Below are 17,433 nucleotides of genomic sequence, written 5' to 3' on the forward strand. Positions count from 1 at the left end.
TTGTATCCTTCCTTCATCCCTGCCAAATTTCAGCAAGCCCTACATTATCAATTTAATGATAAATCAATATTTTTTAATAAACCATACTCTCTCCTGTCCTGCCTAAATGATGCGGTTCGTCATTGTGCACACACTGAAGACTTTTAAGAGTTAATAAGTCTATATAATCTAGCAATTCATGCAATTGACATTTTTTCTCTAAAACCGGATGGTAATAGCGGCTTAAAACGATGTATGCGAAATAAAAAACATCCAATATTCCACGCTGGCGAATATGGTTTGCGAGCTTAACTTTATCATGAGTGAGCCCCCAGTTTGAGTAAAATGGGGCCCCGAAACACGTAACTTTCTTGCCTGAGTAAACTGCTTCAAATCCCTTGTTAGCAGTAACAACAAAAACTTCTTCAACATGTTTTAGTATCACTTGGAACGGGTAGCAAGGAGCAAGCATGAAAATATTTTTATGCTCTTTTAGGTAGGGAAGAAGAAATGCCTTATTATAAAAATGGCGTTCCCCTCTTCCCTCTTGTGGGTAGTAAATCAAAATATCATGGTCGGGATAGCATTGCAGGGCTTCAAGCAGCATGTTCTTAAAAGTGTCTTTATTGGCAAGTCCTCCGGCAAGATGAGGAGCCCTCATTGCCTCATCAATCAATAAAATCTTTGCGGCTCCAGCTCTCCCTAAAATTTCTTGGGTGTTTTTGGAGAATGAAAGCAAGTCATTATTTATAATTTGCTTCATACAACTTTTGGCATAATTTTCTTGCGTTCTTGTTAGCTCTTGGTTGCCATTTAATAGCTGTTGTAAACGCGTAGGACGAGTGGTTTCGTAATAATATCCCAAATCATCAATAAGGATGGAGCATTGAGCATGTTTTAAATTGATAAAACCCCTTTGTACATAGAGGAACGGTAATTGATATTTTTGCCGCAGTTGACGAATCTTGCTTTTAAATTTTTGTTTTTCTAAGCACAAAATTACATCGGCACAGGCAAGAAGAGATGTTTCCTTATTTACCAGCACTTTTTTAGCGCCGATTTGTGCGCCCAAATAAGGAAATTGTTTATTTTTTTTTGGTAAATAAGCCAAGTCCATCCCTGGCCTATCATCATATATGATACGCTCGATTGTTTTTGGTAATTTGGGTAGGGAATTTTTAGCAACCATTTCCAAAAAATTTTTAATACGTTCTGATGCTAATCCGTCAAATTCCTGCGGTGAAAAAGAAGTTTTTGCCCAAGCCGTAACTGCAGGTAAATTACCACCGGGAGAGTATAACCAATCCGTTAAAAATTGACTCAGTCTAGCTGAGGTATAAACGCAAGGAATCCCGGCCTTTTGCCAATTTTCGTCAAATTCAAAGTATTTTACCGATAAAGCTCTTTTTCCCATCAAATGAGCCTCAAATAACATCGTGCTGTTTATCGAAATAAGCATATCTACATGATAGAGAGCTTCTTCGGGATCAAAACTATACCCATATTTTGAATTATCAATAAAAAAACCAGCGTGCCTCATCTTTTTCTTGATGACAAAATCGATAATTTGCAATTCTGTGGGAGGATAGCGCAAAATAAAACCGCACTTATGCTGCTGGCAAAATTCAATCAATTGCGTGATTATTTTACGCTGAATTTTAAGGGCTTGCTTTTGTTTGACCTGAACGTCCAGTGTCTGTGCCGCAAAAAGAATGATTTTATTATTTGGATTTAAGTTTGCTTTTTCACAAAATTGTTTATGGGAGAGCCTCGGTTTAAACGAAGAATAACGGTCAAATTTTGGCGCCCCGACAACTTTTATTCTTGCTTCAGGATAACCACGGCTTACAAAAATATCTTTTTGCAGTTTTCCCCAAGCCAGCACATAGTCGCACAAGGGCGTATCGATTTTAGTTATCGGATGATAATAGTATTTATCTCGTCTTAAAAATACGGATTCATGTGGAATAAGGATTGTTAGAATGGATAACTCACTACAAACTTTAATGATTTCCCGCGGTAGAAACCCATAATCAAAGGTCAGGATAACCCCTTTTATGTCATTAGCTACGGGAGTTAGCCAATTTCTTAAAATCTCTCTTAATTCCTGGGGGCAAAATCGCGAAAAAAAATTAATTTTCTGTCTGTTGGTTAAATGATGAGTTTCAGTAAAAATCGCTAATGGAACAAACTGATATTCTCTGGAAATATCAAGCCCTGCGATTAGTTTATTCGTTAAAGTTTTAATCCAAGGAAGATACAAAAAACTTGGAGATCCTTTACATGCAAACACATACTGGCTGCTGGGTTCTTGATTGATCAGGCCAGACCTTTTTATATGAAATATTCTGCACTTTCTATAAAAAGCATTCACGGCCCTGGAATATTGCATCAACAGGGGAATTTTAAATAAGGCCTTCCTAATTCCCTGCAACATTACTCATCCTTATATTCAATCATTATCCTTTGTTAATCATACCCTCTCGGCTTATCGCTACATTCTCAGGTGACTAAATACGCATTGCAACCCGAGCTGCGATAGCTAATTGATACAAGATTGAAGACATCATACCTGTGACCTTTATGCCATTTTCTGTTTCTTTTGGTAATACAACGAGCTGATCACCACCTTGCAACGGAAAATGCCGATTATGCCAATTGCTGTTTTTTACAATTTGAACCTGCCCATTCTGACGCATCAATAAAAATTCTTTCTGATTAGCCGTTTTTTGGAAACCACCTGCTGCCTGAATATAATCAATTAAACGATATCGGGGATTGGCCGTCAACGAAATGGAATTTACTACGTCGCCACTAATAGTAACCACTGAGGTTTTTGGCGGAACATTAATTACATCATTATTTTCCAAGCGAACTTTATTCCATTCACGGCGCTCTCCCAACACCACTTGCCCCTTGGTCTGAACTTGTTTCGCTTCTTGTACAAATCTCATGATTAAATCAGAACGCGTAGCCTGCAGCTTGGCATCGTCCCCTGTTAATGACTCACCCGTCATAGTTTGCCGCTGTAAACGCGAGAGACTATTGTGCAATGCTTCTTTTTGTTGCCTAGCTACACTATCACGGAATAATTGCAGATTTTCCAGGCTGGCATCCGAGGTTAATTGTAACGTCTTAACAAATTCGGCCAGCGTTGTACCCTGCTTAACAATGTATTGATGGGGACCTTTTACCTCACCTTTCACGGTAACGAGAGTCTGTTGCATTTCTTTATCTGCTACAAAAGTAACCCTATCCCCTGCCTGTACATAAACCGCGTGAGAATCCTTAATTTGCTGGTAATGAAAACTCGGTTTCATTCCCTGATTTCGTTGAATACGTACATAAGTAGCGGTAGGTTCAACATTGGCCAGCTTAATTAATGCCGCTAATGTTTCGCTTTGTGTGGTTAACTCATATTGATAAGAATTTTTTACATCTCCAGCCACAGAAATAATGTATTTTTGCGGCTTAACTACTATGGTGTCACCTTGGTGAAGTTGAAAAGTATTGATATTGCCTTTTAATAAAAAGTCATAAAGGTCTACCTGGTGGATTTCCTTGCCCGAGCGGATAATGTCTATGTCGCGAAAGCTCCCTTCTTGTAAATTAATCCCCCCAGCCGCACATAAAAAATAAATAATTGAGTCAGACGATAAGCCATCATAAAGCCCGGGGGAATTCACATAGCCTGTTACATAAACTTGTACTGGTTGTGCAGTAACTAAATCCGCATATACATTCACACCTTTCTTAAAAGTTTTTTTAACATGTTGTTGAATTATTTCATTCAATTTTTGATTTTGTACGCCTTCAACTTTAATTGGTCCGACTTCAGGAATAAAAATATTGCCTTGTGTATCAACAGCCAGTTTCTGCGATAATTGATATGCTCCCCACATCTGCACGTTCACTTCATCGCCTACTGTTATGCGGTATTCAGGGTTGAAAAAACGCGCCTGATGTAATTGAGCACATTGACTGCCGAAAAGATTTTGCCCAAAAACAGGCAATTTATTATTTATTACAGCCCCCATGTAGGTAGAAGACTTCAAATGGATGTTAATATCTTCATCATTTTCATTTGCCTTATCAATGCCTTGGTTTGCGGGAAACTGCGAAGTAAATTGTGTTGCTGCGGCTGCAGTGGATGTTCCCGCAGATTGTGCCGAGGTTTGTGATTGCGATTTATCAATGGAAGCAAAAACAGGCTCTTGTTGTTGCTGTAGCATATTGTTCTCTAGAGCAAAAACCAAAGCCGGCATGATTAATAAAAATAATAGTAGCTTTTTCATCAATCAATATGCTCCTTCACAATAATGATGGCCATCTTCGTTAAAACGAAGACGATTAACAATAAAAATAAAATATTGGATAAATCAAAAAGTATCCTGGGACTCACAGGTTCATCTGGTAAGCTTGGCGGCTCAATCTCAATAACGAGATTTTGATTTTTTGCCAAATTAACGGCCGCTGCATCATAAGCTTGCTGAGAAGCCTGATATTCTGCTTGGGCAAATTGTAATTGCAATTGAATCCATTCAAAATCGGACATAATTTTATTTAATTTGCCATTTTTTTCTTTCTGGCCCAATAAGATATTGGTTTGCCGCTCAATTTGAGCTTTTAACGCTTTAATTTCCTCTTGCAAAGTCAATACCTTATTTGAATTAGGTTGCATGAAAGAAGAATAAGTAATGTATTCTGTTTGTTTCTCTACTAAAGTGCCTTTTAATTTTGCCATCACCGATGAGACAACTTGCGCTGTTTCTTTAGGGTCAAACAAACCATTTTGATTTTGCCATTCAATAACATCTTTTCGAGCTTGAAATAATTTTTCTTTGGCTAAATGCAGTTTCATTTTTGCAAATGAATATTGTTTTTTAGCCAATGTGTTTGAAACCCGGTTTACGAAATCTTTGGTTTGCAAAATAATGGCTGTTAGTAATTGTTTGGCTATCTGGGGAGAAAATGCCGAAGCGGTCAGCATGATTTCATTGGTGTCTTGATCGACAACTGCATTTACTTTGTGCCTATAATATTTAAGGAAAGCATTCTGCGTTGCATGTTTACTTAACCGCGACAAAAAATCAGCTTGCTTGGATTGAAAATGAGTTTTAATACCAATATCTTTTTCAACCTTATCCAATACCTCACGCGATAAGACGTGTTCCCGCGCTAAATATATTTCTGAAGGGGGAGCATGCCCTCCTCCTAAAAAACCCATGGAAATATTCATGGGATCTTTTTCATCTTTTTCAATTAATATTTTGGCTGTACTTTCATATAGTGGCGCCTGCAGCAGAATAATATAACATGCAGCAGCAAACCATGGGATGAGGACGATTGAAGAAAATAACCTTCTTGTTTTCAAGAATAAAATCAAGCGCTCAGCAATAGGATGAGATCGTAAAACTAGAAAAGTTTTATTTTGTTGCAACGATTTGAGTTCAACAGGTATTAATGCTGTACCTCGTTTAATAATGCGTCGAAACTGTTTCAAAACTTAGTCCATTTCTTATTTAATCCAATAACATCCAAAGATGCTAACAAAATTAAATACCGTTAAGATATTTAATTTTCAAATATTACGTGATTTAAGGATACACCTCAACAATTAGTTCCCTCCTTCATTTTGGGTAAGGATTTATATAACTTAATAACTTCATTAATATCTTCTGAATGTACAATTGAGCTGTTATGCAAAAAAATACCGCGGTTACAAAATTGCTTTATTGTGCTAATTCCATGAGATACCATAACAATGCCCTTATCTGCAGCCTTCTTGGCGAAAAGGTCTTGGCATTTTTTTCGAAAAGAAGTATCTCCCACTGCCAAAGCTTCATCAACAATGTAGAAATCAAAATCAAATGCCATGGACAGTCCAAATGCTACACGTGCCCTCATTCCTGAACTATAGGTTTGCATTGGCATATTAAAGTAATCACCAATTTCAGCAAAATCCTCTACAAATGCCAATCTTTCCCGGGTTTTTTCAATATCATCCATAAATAGGCGACACACAAATTTAACATTTTCCTTAGCCGTTAAATTTGGAATAAAACCACCTGTAACGCCAACGGGCCAAGAAAGGCTGCTGGTAATATTTACTTCTCCGCTATTCGGTTTTTCGATGCCACACAACAAACGCAAAAGAGTGGATTTACCCGCCCCGTTTTTCCCCATCAGCGCGATCCTTTCCCCGCGCTGAATGGTTAGAGATAAATTTTTAAATACTTGTTTTTTTTTCCCCTGCACAATGTAGTGCTTACTGATATTAATCGCTTCTATCATCGTTGTTCGATCTCAATCATTATTTTTTGCCGCAATGTCAAATATAAAGCCAGTCCCAACACTAAGAAAATTAAAGCAACTTCGATCAAATAGTCACTGGATGCGTAAGAAGTAAAATACTCAGGCTGAAAGCATTCTCGCGTCAACTCTATGAATTGAAAAATGGGGTTATACAACATAATTTCTCGAAGCGAGGGAGGTAACATTTCTGCACTGAAAAAAACGCCACAAAATAAATAAACCAACCGCATCGCAATCCCTAAAAGAACTTGGACAAAATGAAAGAAAAAACATGCTACGCTGAGCATTAAGGCAAAACCTAATAAAAAAAGAGAAAAAGCAACAATATTGATTAGCCAAAATGACAAATTATACAGTTTCCATTCGACATCAAACCAACTAAAACCCAATAAAATCAGAATAAAAATCAAAATACTGACGATAAGTTCACTAATTAATTTGGCGATAATAGGATCAATCGGTTTGATTTGTCTGAAGATATAAAAATTTTTATTATTTTTTATACTAGCCTTGCTGAAATTAACCACATTGCGAAAAAATAAAAAAGGCATGGCACCTAGTAATACAAATAAAGGCGCAGACATAGTGGTTTGGTGAGTGCTCCTAAGAAAAGTGCGGATGAAAATCCAAATACCAATATGTGAAATGGGTTCAAACACAAGCCAGAAAAAACCAAACACGCGATGGGTGTTTACTGAAGTAATAAATTTTTTTTGAATATCACGGATGACTATAGCAAATACCGCTGCAAACATAACTTCCCATGGGGCACGTCTTTGATGATTCATTTTTGCTTCTTCAATAGTAGTGCACGGAATGCATGGAAATGGCGAAAAGATTACCCATACGATCAATGTCAAGAAGCCAATATTTAGATTGACTTAATGTTTGAACACAAGGCATTGACATTTCATTCCAAACATCCTTGTTCAAAACGTAGTGTAAGAAATTATTGTATAAAGTTGCAAGCAACCTTATGAATTTTTTCCATATTTATATTGCCGTTGCATCATAAGCCCAATTGCGCCGGCGCTTAGGTCTTGCCTGCAAATACGCGCGGCCTATGGCAAATACATTATAAATCATGATTGCAAGCAGCAGGAAATGCAGCCAAGTGACCGTTAAATGAGTAAATAATGGCAAGGTAATAAACACGCCGATGCAACCAAAAAGACTTAAGATTAATGTCTTTTTTAAAGGAATTTTATCATGGCGTAAAAATACCAACGTGGTTAAAGGCTGCTGCAAAGCACCTGCCGTAGTCATTATGGGGAAGGCTACAACGGGGGAAACATTTAGCAGAAACAACACGCCTTGCACCATTACAAACAAACCAATGCCAACGGAAGTCAGAGCGCCACAAATTACCAAGGCAAAAAAACCAATTACAAGCTTCCAAGAATGCAATTCTGCTACATCACCGCCTACGGGCAATAAGCGAAACTGGTGGCAAAGCAGCAAAGCGATAATCATTATGAAGCAGCAAACCATAGCAAGACGGATGGCTTGTTTGCTCAAGCGGCTTACCACAGTTCCTCCAATTAAGCCGCCTATGCACGTTCCTGTGACCAAAGTGAGCAGTGTCGTCAAATCCACATCAATTAACTGCATGAAGAAGAGCGATTCGATAGTGCCCGGAATCACTTGTGCACCATTGTTTACCGCAGGCAATTCATCGTCAGGAAACGTTCGCAAAAGTTTGGCCAGTGCCACATTCACAGCAAAACTGCCCACTCCGAGTGTATCCGCCACGAAAGCGACAATGCCGCTCGCCCCGAGCTTGACATACTCCAGGGGAGATACGGCCACAGCTGGCTGCTGTTTTAATTTATAAAGCATCACGGCAACGCAAAATAAACTAAATACAAGTATGGCAGCAATAATAAAAATTATAGTCATTACAGTCTCATCAGGTTTACTGAAATAAAAATTATTGTTTTATTTCAGTTTTTACTTCTTTTTCTCGGCTAAACGCTTCCAGAAATTTATTTCCATAATAATAAATGCCCAAACCTAGTAAATTGCTCATGCTTGTCTGCGCTGCATCTTGCACAATCGTTCGGGTCATCTCTTTAACCAAAGCTATCCTTACCGGTTTAAAGAAGCGCATCATTAAGATCCTTGTAATCTTAAATGCATGAGTGTAGCAGCATACTAAATTTTCAGGCAATTAAAAAGTTTAATTTTCGAGCATATTATACAGAATTGTGCTATTTTATTTTGATCTGCGCGGCTCTACAGCGCTTGCTTCCAACGCATCCTGCTCTTTTTTTACCACCACCGATTTTACTGTTTCGGATTTAAAAAAACCGGGGGAATGGTTTGTTGCAGGAGTTTGCTCTTTTGTTTTGCCCCACTGAATATTGAACTTCGATAAAGGTTCATTTCCAAGCGCTGCCATTAATCCTGAAACAAAAGCAAAGGTTAAGCCCGTGCGTGTCATGCCAAGACTGACAGCTATAAAAAATGCCGGGGTGCGCATGTGGGCAGGAAAACCATGTAAAACGCTAAAAGTGGGCGGGCTACAGAGGTTACCTTCCTGTACCTTGGAACCGCATACCAGTTGATCTCGCCAATAAGTCAACGGAGAAGTAACCAGAGAAGCCGTCATTCCACTTAGGGCACCTGCAAAAAAATGTGAGGAAGCCGAATTATTTTTAAATACATTTTGGGTAAAAAATTCTTCCAGAATGCATAACGCTGAAAAATTTCCGACATTAGCCAAAAAGCGAGGAAAAAATCCCAACCTGCTTAACACTTTTATGTTATGGTAAGTTTTCCAATTAAACTTGGAATCAATAATTCCAGCTTGCCCTAGATACGCCTTCATCGTAAAAAGTTGCGTGAGCCCTGCTTCTCCAAGAGATGCTGAAAAAATAAATCCCACTTCTTGCTTTAATTTTTTCGTTGTTGCTACATTCTCCTTAAGCTCACTTGCCTCATGGGGTAAGGCATTTTCTTCACTCATTGAAGTTTTTTTTGTTCCTGTCACATAGGCCGTGCGAGCACTTTGCCCGGCAAAATTGGAATTTTTATAGCAGCAATTGATAAAGGATAAAATACTGGCTTGCTCACCATTAGCAGCTGCATTGCCCATGCCGGCGGATTTCATTTTTTTGAAAATAATATAGTTAATGGGAGGATGTATAAGCGATATGACCGTGCTGGTGGCAAGTATACTTGTTCCCAGATTCATAAGTTCCCAGGCCGTGGGGAATGGATAATAGGAAGTATTCTTTTGAGTATCATTATTGTTAGACATAAGGAACCAGCAACAAACAACGTGTCGCTGATTCTAGAATAAAAAATATTAAGAAATCATTAAGTATTAGTTAAATAAACGCTTCGCAAGTCCAGCTACATGGCGTCCCTGGGCCCGGGCAATCTGCCGTTCAATATCAGAAGGTGTACGACTGCCATCTGCCCCGGCAATAGTCGCAGCCCCGTAAGGGGAGCCGCCGCGCATAGTGTTGAGATCAGTCAATCCTTTTTCCGAATAAGGTACCCCTACAATAATAAAACCATGGTGAATAAGCGTGTTCCAGAAAGAAGTAATCGTCGTTTCATTACCACCGCCTGTGCCGGTTGAGGTAAATACACTACCTATTTTTCCAATCAAGCTGCCATTCACCCATAATTTTCCAGTCTGATCGAGAAAATTACGCATTTGCGCTGCCATATTACCAAAACGCGTAGGTGTGCCAAAAATAATGGCATCGTAATCTGCCAATTCCTCAGGTTTAGCGATTTCTGCCTCCTGATCCAGTTTCATCCCGGCTTTTTTAGCGATGTCGTCAGGCATAGTTTCGGGCACACGCTTTAAATCCACCGAAACACCATCTATTTCCTTGACCCCTTTCACCACTTCTTTAGCCATGGTTTCCACGTGCCCATAACTTGAATAATACAACACCAAAATTTTTGCCATTACCCTCTCCTTATCTTATTCCGTTGACTCAAACTCACCACAACATGGGTTGTAACCATAACATTAAGCTCTAAAAGCGATTATTTTGAAAATCATCGATTGCTTGCAAAATTTCTTCGCGTGTATTCATCACAAAAGGACCAGCGCGCTCTACCGGTTCACCAATTCTTGCTGCAGCTAATAGCAAACATCTGCTACTTTGCTCACTTGTTAATGTCAAACAGTCTCCCGTACTCAACCCAGCAAGCATGCCTTGCTCAAGGACTTGATTTTGCTCCCCGTCAAATACCGTTACTGCGCCGGATAACACGAACACAATGCTTTGATGGGAAAGTGGTATGTCTTGAGTAAATTGCTTACCGGCAGAGCATGTTATGTCTAGGAAAATAGGAGCCGTTACAATTCCCTGAATAGGAGCTTCTGTCCCATTATTAGTCTTTCCTGCGATGACTTTAACATGCACGTCAGCCGTTTGTTCCAATGGGAATTGAGCCGAAGTGTATTCCTGATAACGAGGCGGATCGTATTTATGTGCCGCGGGCAGGTTGAGCCAAACTTGCAGGCCGGATAATCGCCCCTGCGATTGCTTTGGCATTTCAGAATGAATGATGCCGCGGCCCGCGGTCATCCATTGCACATCACCTGGACCTATAATGCCATGATGACCATGGTTATCGCGGTGCTCCATTTGCCCCTCAAGCATGTACGTGATGGTTTCAAAACCGCGATGGGGATGCGCAGGAAAACCTGCCAAATAATCCATGGGATCCTCACTGTCAAATACATCAAACAGTAAGATGGGATCAAAATTATTTTTACGATCCATACCTATGTAACGATGCAACTTAACACCCGCACCCTCCCGCAATAAATTCCCGGCAAGCACATGCTCAACTTTAATTTTTTTCATCATCCCCCCAGAGCAGCAGCCAATTTGCAAAGGCACTGCTTCTATTCTATCCAGACGCTGCCGCAAGCAAAGTTTATGCAAGATTTGCTTTTAGCTGCAGCAAAACATATCTCCATATTGTGCGCCCGTCCGTTAATTCTTGCCACTTTTGACGGAATTAAATTTAATCATGCTAAAATGCATTATTTAAAAGATTTAGGCTAGGTTATGCGAACGCGACACTTTATTCTCACTTGTTTTTTAAGTTTTTTTATCTCGACTACTGTTCAGGCAGAAGTGGTGCTGGAAGATTTACATGGCCAAAAAATTCCTTTCTCAGCCTTGAACGGAAAATGGGTTTTTATTAATTATTGGGCCAGTTGGTGCCAACCATGCATCGAAGAAATTCCCGAGCTTAACGAATTTTATGAACGATATAAAAATGACAAGGTAGTTATCTTTGGCGTCAATTATGAAGCATTACCTGTAGCCGAGCAAAAACAACTGGTTAAAGAATATGATATCCGTTACCCTGCCCTAACAAACGATCCCGCTACTCTTTTAAAATTAGGAGATATCCGTGGAGTGCCTGTTACCTTTGTATTTAATCCGCAAGGAGAATTAAGCGGCACATTGTATGGTGGACAAACATCCAGGAGCTTAAGCCAAATAGTTGCCTCCAGATAAAACTGATCTTTCGCATTCGTCTGGCAAAAGCCTTGACGACTGCTTACTGCTTGCGAAACAAACGCTGTTTTTCTTCAGCACTAAGCCGAATAAATAAGCGCCATCCCCCTTCTAATATTTCTTCTTGTAAAACTGCACCCGCAGCGTATAGCTGCGCACGCAATTTTGCCTCATCAGAAGCTATAAAAATTTCTTCTTCAGTGACCGAGCCATGTAATTGTTGTGCAATTACTTCGCGTAGCAATTCAAGGCCCGCCCCTGTGGCAGCGGAGACCCATACCTTGCAATAATCATCTTGGCAATCGATTTGGGGTTGCCAATTTTTTTGTAAATCAATCTTATTAAACACTAAAATGCGTTTAATCTTATCGGCACCAATTTCCTTTAATACAGATTCCACTGCATTCACATGCTCGCGCCAGTTGGGATCAGCCACATCGATTACATGCAGCAGCAAATCAGCTTCTTTCGTCTCCTCAAGTGTCGCATGAAAAGCATCCACCAATTGATGCGGCAAGTCGCGGATAAATCCCACTGTATCGGTAAGCATAGCTGCGGCACTGCCCGGCAATTCGAGCTTGCGCATCGTGGGATCCAGCGTCGCAAATAATTTATCCGCTGCATAGATTTCCGCACCAGTCAAAGCATTAAACAGAGAAGATTTACCCGCATTCGTGTATCCGACCAGGGAAATTGTAGGCATAGCTGCCTTTTGTCTTGCCTTCCTGACTTGATCTCTATTTTGGCGCACTTTTTCCAAACGCTTGCGTATGACTTTAATTCTTTCGCGCAATAACCGCCGGTCTGTTTCTAATTGTTTTTCTCCGGGGCCACGCAAGCCTATGCCACCCTTCTGTCTTTCAAGATGAGTCCAACCGCGCACTAATCGAGTTGATAAATGTTGTAACTGTGCAAGTTCTACCTGCAGCTTGCCTTCAAAAGTGCGGGCGCGTTGCGCAAAAATATCGAGGATTAACCCAGTTCTATCTACTACACGGCATTGCAGCAGCCTTTCCAAATTTCGCTCTTGCGAAGGCGAGAGTTCGTGATTTACCAAAACTAAATCTGCAGCATGGGTAAGAACCTGCTCGCTGATTTCTTCAGCCTTGCCAAGTCCAACATAGTATTTGGCTTCGGGCACGGCACGTGTACCGCGCACTGTAGCCACTATTTCAGCATCGGCAGAAGCCGCTAATTCTTTAAACTCTGCAAAAGCTGTTTCTACATTTAAATCAGGGAGAGCAAGCTGCACGATAATAGCTCGCTCCCCACCTTTTGGACGTTCAAACAAAGCAGCGCCTTATTCCAATAAAATGATTCAGTCTGCCATATTTTTGCCCGGTTCGCCATATTGGGTTTTAACAGCACGTGATGGCACAACCGTAGAAATGGCGTGCTTAAAAACCATCTGGGTAACTGAATTTTTTAGCATGATTACCTGCTCATCAAAACTGTCAACGATACCATGTAATTTTATTCCATTGACCAGAAAAACAGATACCGGCATTTTTTCCGCAGCTAATTCCTCAAGAAAGCTTTTTTGTAACTCTCGATTCTCTGACATGGCTACTCCTTGTAATTTTTATTTTGAGCCAGCTCCAAACACTGCTTATTCCCATTATTAAATGTTTTTTTAGAAACAAGCTACTTGAAGTATCGTCCTTGGCAAATAAAACTTTAGCGACAGTCTCGCAACATTTTTGCAACGGAAATTGATTGCTTAACTTGACTTATATGGAATGCAACCTATTGTTTTTATATAGGAGCTTATTTTGCTCTTTTAAATTAAAACCGCGCCGCATGTTCTGAAGGCGTTGCATTGTCGATGAACTAAATAAAGGAATATGAACATGGATAATTTTGAAAAGAAAAAACAATCTTTTGATTCCAGAACAGCGAATGTCACGGATGCTGCCAGCGAATTAATTCAGGAAGGTAAAAAGCTGGCCAGCGAGCTTTATGAAGAAGGGTTGAATAAGGTACATGACGCTCAAAAAAACGTTAAAGAATATTCAGATGAAGTTCTGGAAAAAGTGCGTAAAAATCCAATGACTTCGGTGCTGATTGCTGCGGGCGTAGGATTTTTATTATCTGCCCTGCTAAGAAAATAAAATGAATGTTCTTGATGAGCTTTTAAGCCTTGTTTCCAATAAAGTCCACATCGCCAAAGGTGTGCTTAGACTGGTAAAGCTGGAAACAAGGTTGGCTGGGATGAGCATATTCCCGCTTCTGGTAACCCTGGTTCTACTGTTTATCATTGTGATTTCAGCGTGGCTTACTTTAATGGTCATATTGGGTTACGGAGTTACTTATTTGTATGACAGCATCATGGTAGCCCTCTCTTGCGTATTTATATTCAATCTTATTGTGCTGGCCATTTTGCTGAAATATCTATTATTCAATTTAAAAAATATGAGTTTTGCAAAAACCCGTAAGTTTTTAGCCACTCAGGATGGGGATGATGACGACACGAAAGGAGCTGATCTCAGCTATCGAAAAGCTGGAACAAACCTTGCAACAACAACGACACGAAGCGAATAAGCACAAAGCAGGCGCAATTTATTGGTTTAAGTCAAACCGCGCCTTGTTTCTGGCCCTGCTGATTCCTGCTTTTTTTGTAGGTTGGTCTACGGCTAAAAAAATCAGTGTATTAAAATTATTTAAGCAATTTGGCAGTCTGGTTTTTTTAAGTACGATTGCGACTTTAAAGGTAAAAGTGCAAAAGTCCGTGGTAAAAAGCTTGAGTCGTTTAGGTGTCTAATTGGTTAAAGCTGGTGCTCATCTTTTAGCGAGTCTGTTAATTAATTTTTATTTTTTGAGATATTTCTTACAAAACAATAAGAACTCGCTGTCATGACACACTCTGCAAAAAAGTTATACTTACACCAAGGATTGACAGGGAGAGTCTGACAAGGAGTCACTTAGGGATAGAGCCGCAGTTATACCGCAAGGATGCGGTTTTTTATAAATACCATGCCCTCTTTATCTCTCCCTTACCATAACCTCTTTTATACGTCGATGTTTTCCGCTTCCAATGCATTAGCTTCAATGAATTCACGTCTTGGTTCAACTTGATCGCCCATCAACGTTGTAAAAATTTCATCTGCGCCCACTGCATCTTCAATGGTTACTTGCATCATATTTCTTACGGCAGGATCCATGGTGGTTTCCCATAATTGCTCAGGGTTCATTTCTCCAAGACCTTTATATCTTTGGATGGATTGACCACGTTTTGCTTCTTCCATAAGCCAATGTAGTGCCTCGGCAAAATTTTGGATAGCTTTTACCTTATCGCCGCGCTGGATATAAGCTCCTTCTTCCACAATACTGTGCAAATTACCACCTAATTTTATCAACTCCTTGCAATCTTTGGATAAAAAGAGCTCCATGCTCAATAAAATTTCATGCTCCATTCCATGCTGGATAACCATTACTCTTGGCAAATAATGATCGCTCTCTTGATGATGACAAACATCTACAGTAAATTTCTGTAATTTTGCATCCGCTTCCTGTAAACGAGCTTGAAGCTGCTTAACCCAATATTCAACCCGTTCACGGTGATTGAAATCTTCCTGGGTGAGCAAAGGCAGGTAAGCAAGATTTTTAAGAATTTCAGGATGATAGCGGCGGGAGAAACGCTTAATAATTTTTTCCATGCGTCTACTTTGTCTAACCAACTCCTCCAAAGCTGCACCTTTAATTGCAGGGGCATGAGCGTTTGGATAAAATTCCGCCCCATCCAGGGCCGTTTGGGTTAAGTAGTCATATAAAGCATCATCGTCTTTAACATAACGCTCCTGCCTGCCATTTTTAACTTTATAAAGTGGTGGTTGCGCAATGTAAATATAACCTCTTTCCAATAATTCAGGCATTTGACGATAAAAAAACGTTAATAATAAAGTACGAATATGTGAACCATCTACATCCGCGTCAGTCATGATGATGATGCGATGATAGCGAATTTTATCAGGATCATACTCATCAGGACCTATACCGCAACCTAGAGCAGTGATTAATGTTGCAACTTCCTGTGAGGAAAGCATTTTATCGAAACGGGCTTTTTCAACATTGAGAATTTTACCTTTAAGAGGCAAAATTGCCTGGAATTTGCGATCACGTCCCTGTTTTGCAGAACCTCCCGCAGAATCACCCTCGACGATATACAATTCCGATAATGCTGGATCTTTTTCCTGGCAGTCTGCTAATTTACCTGGTAATCCAGCCACATCCAATGCCCCTTTACGGCGGGTCATATCGCGAGCACGGCGTGCTGCCTCGCGGGCACGGGCTGCATCGATTATTTTACCGACAATGGTGCGTGCAATTGTTGGATTTTCCAGTAAGAAATCATGTAATTTTTCCGAAACCAACGATTCGACAACAGGTTTTACTTCGGATGAAACCAACTTATCCTTGGTTTGCGAAGAAAACTTAGGATCGGGAACTTTAACCGATAAGACTGCCGTTAACCCTTCGCGCGCATCATCCCCGGTGGTTGTTATTTTAGCTTTTTTAGCAAAACCCTCTGCTTCGATGTAATTATTCAAAGTACGAGTCAATGCACCGCGAAAACCAGCCAAATGAGTACCACCATCGCGTTGCGGGATATTGTTTGTAAAACAAAAAATATTTTCCTGGTAAGAATCATTCCATTGCAAAGCCAACTCCACACTGACGCCTTCTTTCTCGCCCTGCATAGAAAATACCATGGGAATGATTGGAGTTTTATTACGATTTAAATGCTCCACAAATGCTTTTATACCGCCTTCATAGCGAAACGTATCACGTTTATTAGCACGTTCATCAAACAAATGAATGCATACACCGGAATTCAAGAATGACAATTCGCGCAATCGTTTGGCCAAAATATCATAATGAAATTCAATATTGGTAAATGTATTAGCGCTAGGTTTAAACCAGACTTGTGTCCCAGTTGAATCCGCCTCCCCTGTCACTGCTAATGGCGCATCGGGTACACCGTTACGGTAATGCTGCTCATGCACCTTGCCTGAGCGTCGAATCAACAAGTGCAATTCTTCGGAAAGAGCATTGACTACGGAGACGCCTACACCGTGCAAACCGCCGGAAACCTTATAGGAATTATCATCAAACTTACCTCCCGCATGCAGTACGGTCATGATGACTTCTGCCGCTGAGCGGCCTTCTTCTTTATGGATATCTACCGGAATGCCCCGCCCATCATCTTTTACAGTAATCGATTCATCGGCATGAATGGTCACATGAATTTCCCGGCAATATCCAGCCAGAGCTTCATCAATGGAGTTATCAACTACTTCAAAAACCATATGATGCAAACCGGTACCATCATCGGTATCACCGATATACATCCCCGGTCGTTTTCTAACTGCATCCAATCCTTTTAAAACTTTGATGCTGGTTGAATCGTAGCTGGTTTCAACACTCATAAGGTGACCTCATGCCAAAAATATAGGGCGAAAAATAAATGCATTATATCATCTTTCAGCCAGTGTTTACATGTTTGTATGAGCCGCAGCCAATATGAGCGAGAAAAATGATAACTCTTCTCGAAGGATTGCTTCACCAGGGCAGACGAAGGTAAGAAGCCATTTACCTTCGTGCTATTACCAATATGTGACGCTGTGATTCGTTGCAA

At 40.2% G+C, this 17,433-nt stretch carries 17 protein-coding genes; 4 read left to right on the forward strand and 13 right to left on the reverse strand.

Annotation, left to right across the window (positions count from 1 at the left end):
* Window positions 1-73 precede the first annotated feature (73 nt).
* From NKV53_RS10805 to NKV53_RS10850, 10 genes are all read right to left on the reverse strand, one after another.
* Entirely contained in the window at window positions 74-2,242 is a 2,169-nt protein-coding gene (locus NKV53_RS10805) for a hypothetical protein (RefSeq protein ID WP_253351126.1), read from the reverse strand.
* Window positions 2,243-2,489: 247 nt separating this feature from the next.
* Entirely contained in the window at window positions 2,490-4,274 is a 1,785-nt protein-coding gene (locus NKV53_RS10810) for a polysaccharide biosynthesis/export family protein (RefSeq protein WP_253351128.1), read from the reverse strand.
* Complete coding sequence (locus tag NKV53_RS10815) at window positions 4,274-5,482, reverse strand: hypothetical protein (RefSeq protein WP_253351130.1); 1,209 nt, start codon at window positions 5,480-5,482, stop codon at window positions 4,274-4,276. Before NKV53_RS10815 ends, NKV53_RS10810 begins: the two co-directional genes overlap by 1 nt.
* A 107-nt stretch (window positions 5,483-5,589) precedes the next feature.
* The gene (locus NKV53_RS10820) at window positions 5,590-6,273 is read right to left on the reverse strand and encodes an ABC transporter ATP-binding protein (RefSeq protein ID WP_253351132.1); all 684 of its coding nucleotides are present in this window, start codon (window positions 6,271-6,273) and stop codon (window positions 5,590-5,592) included.
* Window positions 6,270-7,082, reverse strand: a complete 813-nt coding sequence (locus tag NKV53_RS10825; protein ID WP_253351134.1) for an ABC transporter permease — start codon at window positions 7,080-7,082, stop codon at window positions 6,270-6,272. The genes NKV53_RS10820 and NKV53_RS10825 overlap by 4 nt, the downstream gene beginning before the upstream one ends.
* Before the next feature lie 205 nt (window positions 7,083-7,287).
* Window positions 7,288-8,193 carry a sulfite exporter TauE/SafE family protein gene (locus tag NKV53_RS10830; protein ID WP_253351136.1) on the reverse strand — a complete coding sequence of 302 codons (906 nt, stop codon included), beginning with the start codon at window positions 8,191-8,193 and terminating at the stop codon, window positions 7,288-7,290.
* 31 nt (window positions 8,194-8,224) lie between these two features.
* Window positions 8,225-8,407 carry a hypothetical protein gene (locus NKV53_RS10835; protein ID WP_126953238.1) on the reverse strand — a complete coding sequence of 61 codons (183 nt, stop codon included), beginning with the start codon at window positions 8,405-8,407 and terminating at the stop codon, window positions 8,225-8,227.
* Window positions 8,408-8,509: 102 nt separating this feature from the next.
* On the reverse strand, window positions 8,510-9,556 hold the full coding sequence (locus NKV53_RS10840) for a hypothetical protein (RefSeq protein ID WP_253351137.1): 1,047 nt from the start codon (window positions 9,554-9,556) through the stop codon (window positions 8,510-8,512).
* Window positions 9,557-9,622: 66 nt separating this feature from the next.
* Window positions 9,623-10,222, reverse strand: a complete 600-nt coding sequence (gene wrbA, locus NKV53_RS10845) for an NAD(P)H:quinone oxidoreductase (protein ID WP_253351138.1) — start codon at window positions 10,220-10,222, stop codon at window positions 9,623-9,625.
* Between the two features lie 70 nt (window positions 10,223-10,292).
* Window positions 10,293-11,132: a pirin family protein gene (locus NKV53_RS10850; protein ID WP_126953338.1), complete on the reverse strand. Its 840-nt coding sequence runs from the start codon at window positions 11,130-11,132 to the stop codon at window positions 10,293-10,295.
* Window positions 11,133-11,339: 207 nt separating this feature from the next.
* Here NKV53_RS10850 and NKV53_RS10855 point away from each other — a divergent pair, with 207 nt between their 5' ends.
* Window positions 11,340-11,798, forward strand: coding sequence for a TlpA disulfide reductase family protein (locus NKV53_RS10855; protein ID WP_127057089.1), 459 nt, complete (start codon window positions 11,340-11,342; stop codon window positions 11,796-11,798).
* A 43-nt stretch (window positions 11,799-11,841) separates the two neighbouring features.
* On the opposite strand, the gene hflX is transcribed toward NKV53_RS10855, so the two are convergent.
* Complete coding sequence (hflX, locus tag NKV53_RS10860) at window positions 11,842-13,089, reverse strand: ribosome rescue GTPase HflX (protein ID WP_126953242.1); 1,248 nt, start codon at window positions 13,087-13,089, stop codon at window positions 11,842-11,844.
* 27 nt (window positions 13,090-13,116) lie between these two features.
* Complete coding sequence (gene hfq, locus NKV53_RS10865; protein WP_127032303.1) at window positions 13,117-13,362, reverse strand: RNA chaperone Hfq; 246 nt, start codon at window positions 13,360-13,362, stop codon at window positions 13,117-13,119.
* A 286-nt stretch (window positions 13,363-13,648) separates the two neighbouring features.
* Between hfq and NKV53_RS10870 the strand changes: the two genes are divergently transcribed.
* From NKV53_RS10870 to NKV53_RS10880, 3 genes are read left to right on the forward strand one after another with little or no spacing between them, the layout of a single operon-like run.
* The gene (locus NKV53_RS10870) at window positions 13,649-13,909 is read left to right on the forward strand and encodes a YqjD family protein (RefSeq protein WP_126953244.1); all 261 of its coding nucleotides are present in this window, start codon (window positions 13,649-13,651) and stop codon (window positions 13,907-13,909) included.
* 1 nt (window position 13,910) lies between these two features.
* Window positions 13,911-14,339, forward strand: a complete 429-nt coding sequence (locus tag NKV53_RS10875) for a hypothetical protein (protein WP_253351139.1) — start codon at window positions 13,911-13,913, stop codon at window positions 14,337-14,339.
* Window positions 14,311-14,559 (forward strand): hypothetical protein, encoded by a 249-nt coding sequence (locus NKV53_RS10880; RefSeq protein WP_126953246.1) that lies wholly within the window; start codon window positions 14,311-14,313, stop codon window positions 14,557-14,559. The genes NKV53_RS10875 and NKV53_RS10880 overlap by 29 nt, the downstream gene beginning before the upstream one ends.
* Before the next feature lie 247 nt (window positions 14,560-14,806).
* On the opposite strand, the gene gyrB is transcribed toward NKV53_RS10880, so the two are convergent.
* Complete coding sequence (gyrB, locus tag NKV53_RS10885) at window positions 14,807-17,224, reverse strand: DNA topoisomerase (ATP-hydrolyzing) subunit B (RefSeq protein ID WP_253351140.1); 2,418 nt, start codon at window positions 17,222-17,224, stop codon at window positions 14,807-14,809.
* Window positions 17,225-17,433 lie beyond the last annotated feature (209 nt).

The sequence above is a fragment of the Legionella sp. 27cVA30 genome, from assembly GCF_024160945.1.
GTDB lineage: Bacteria > Pseudomonadota > Gammaproteobacteria > Legionellales > Legionellaceae > Legionella_A > Legionella_A septentrionalis.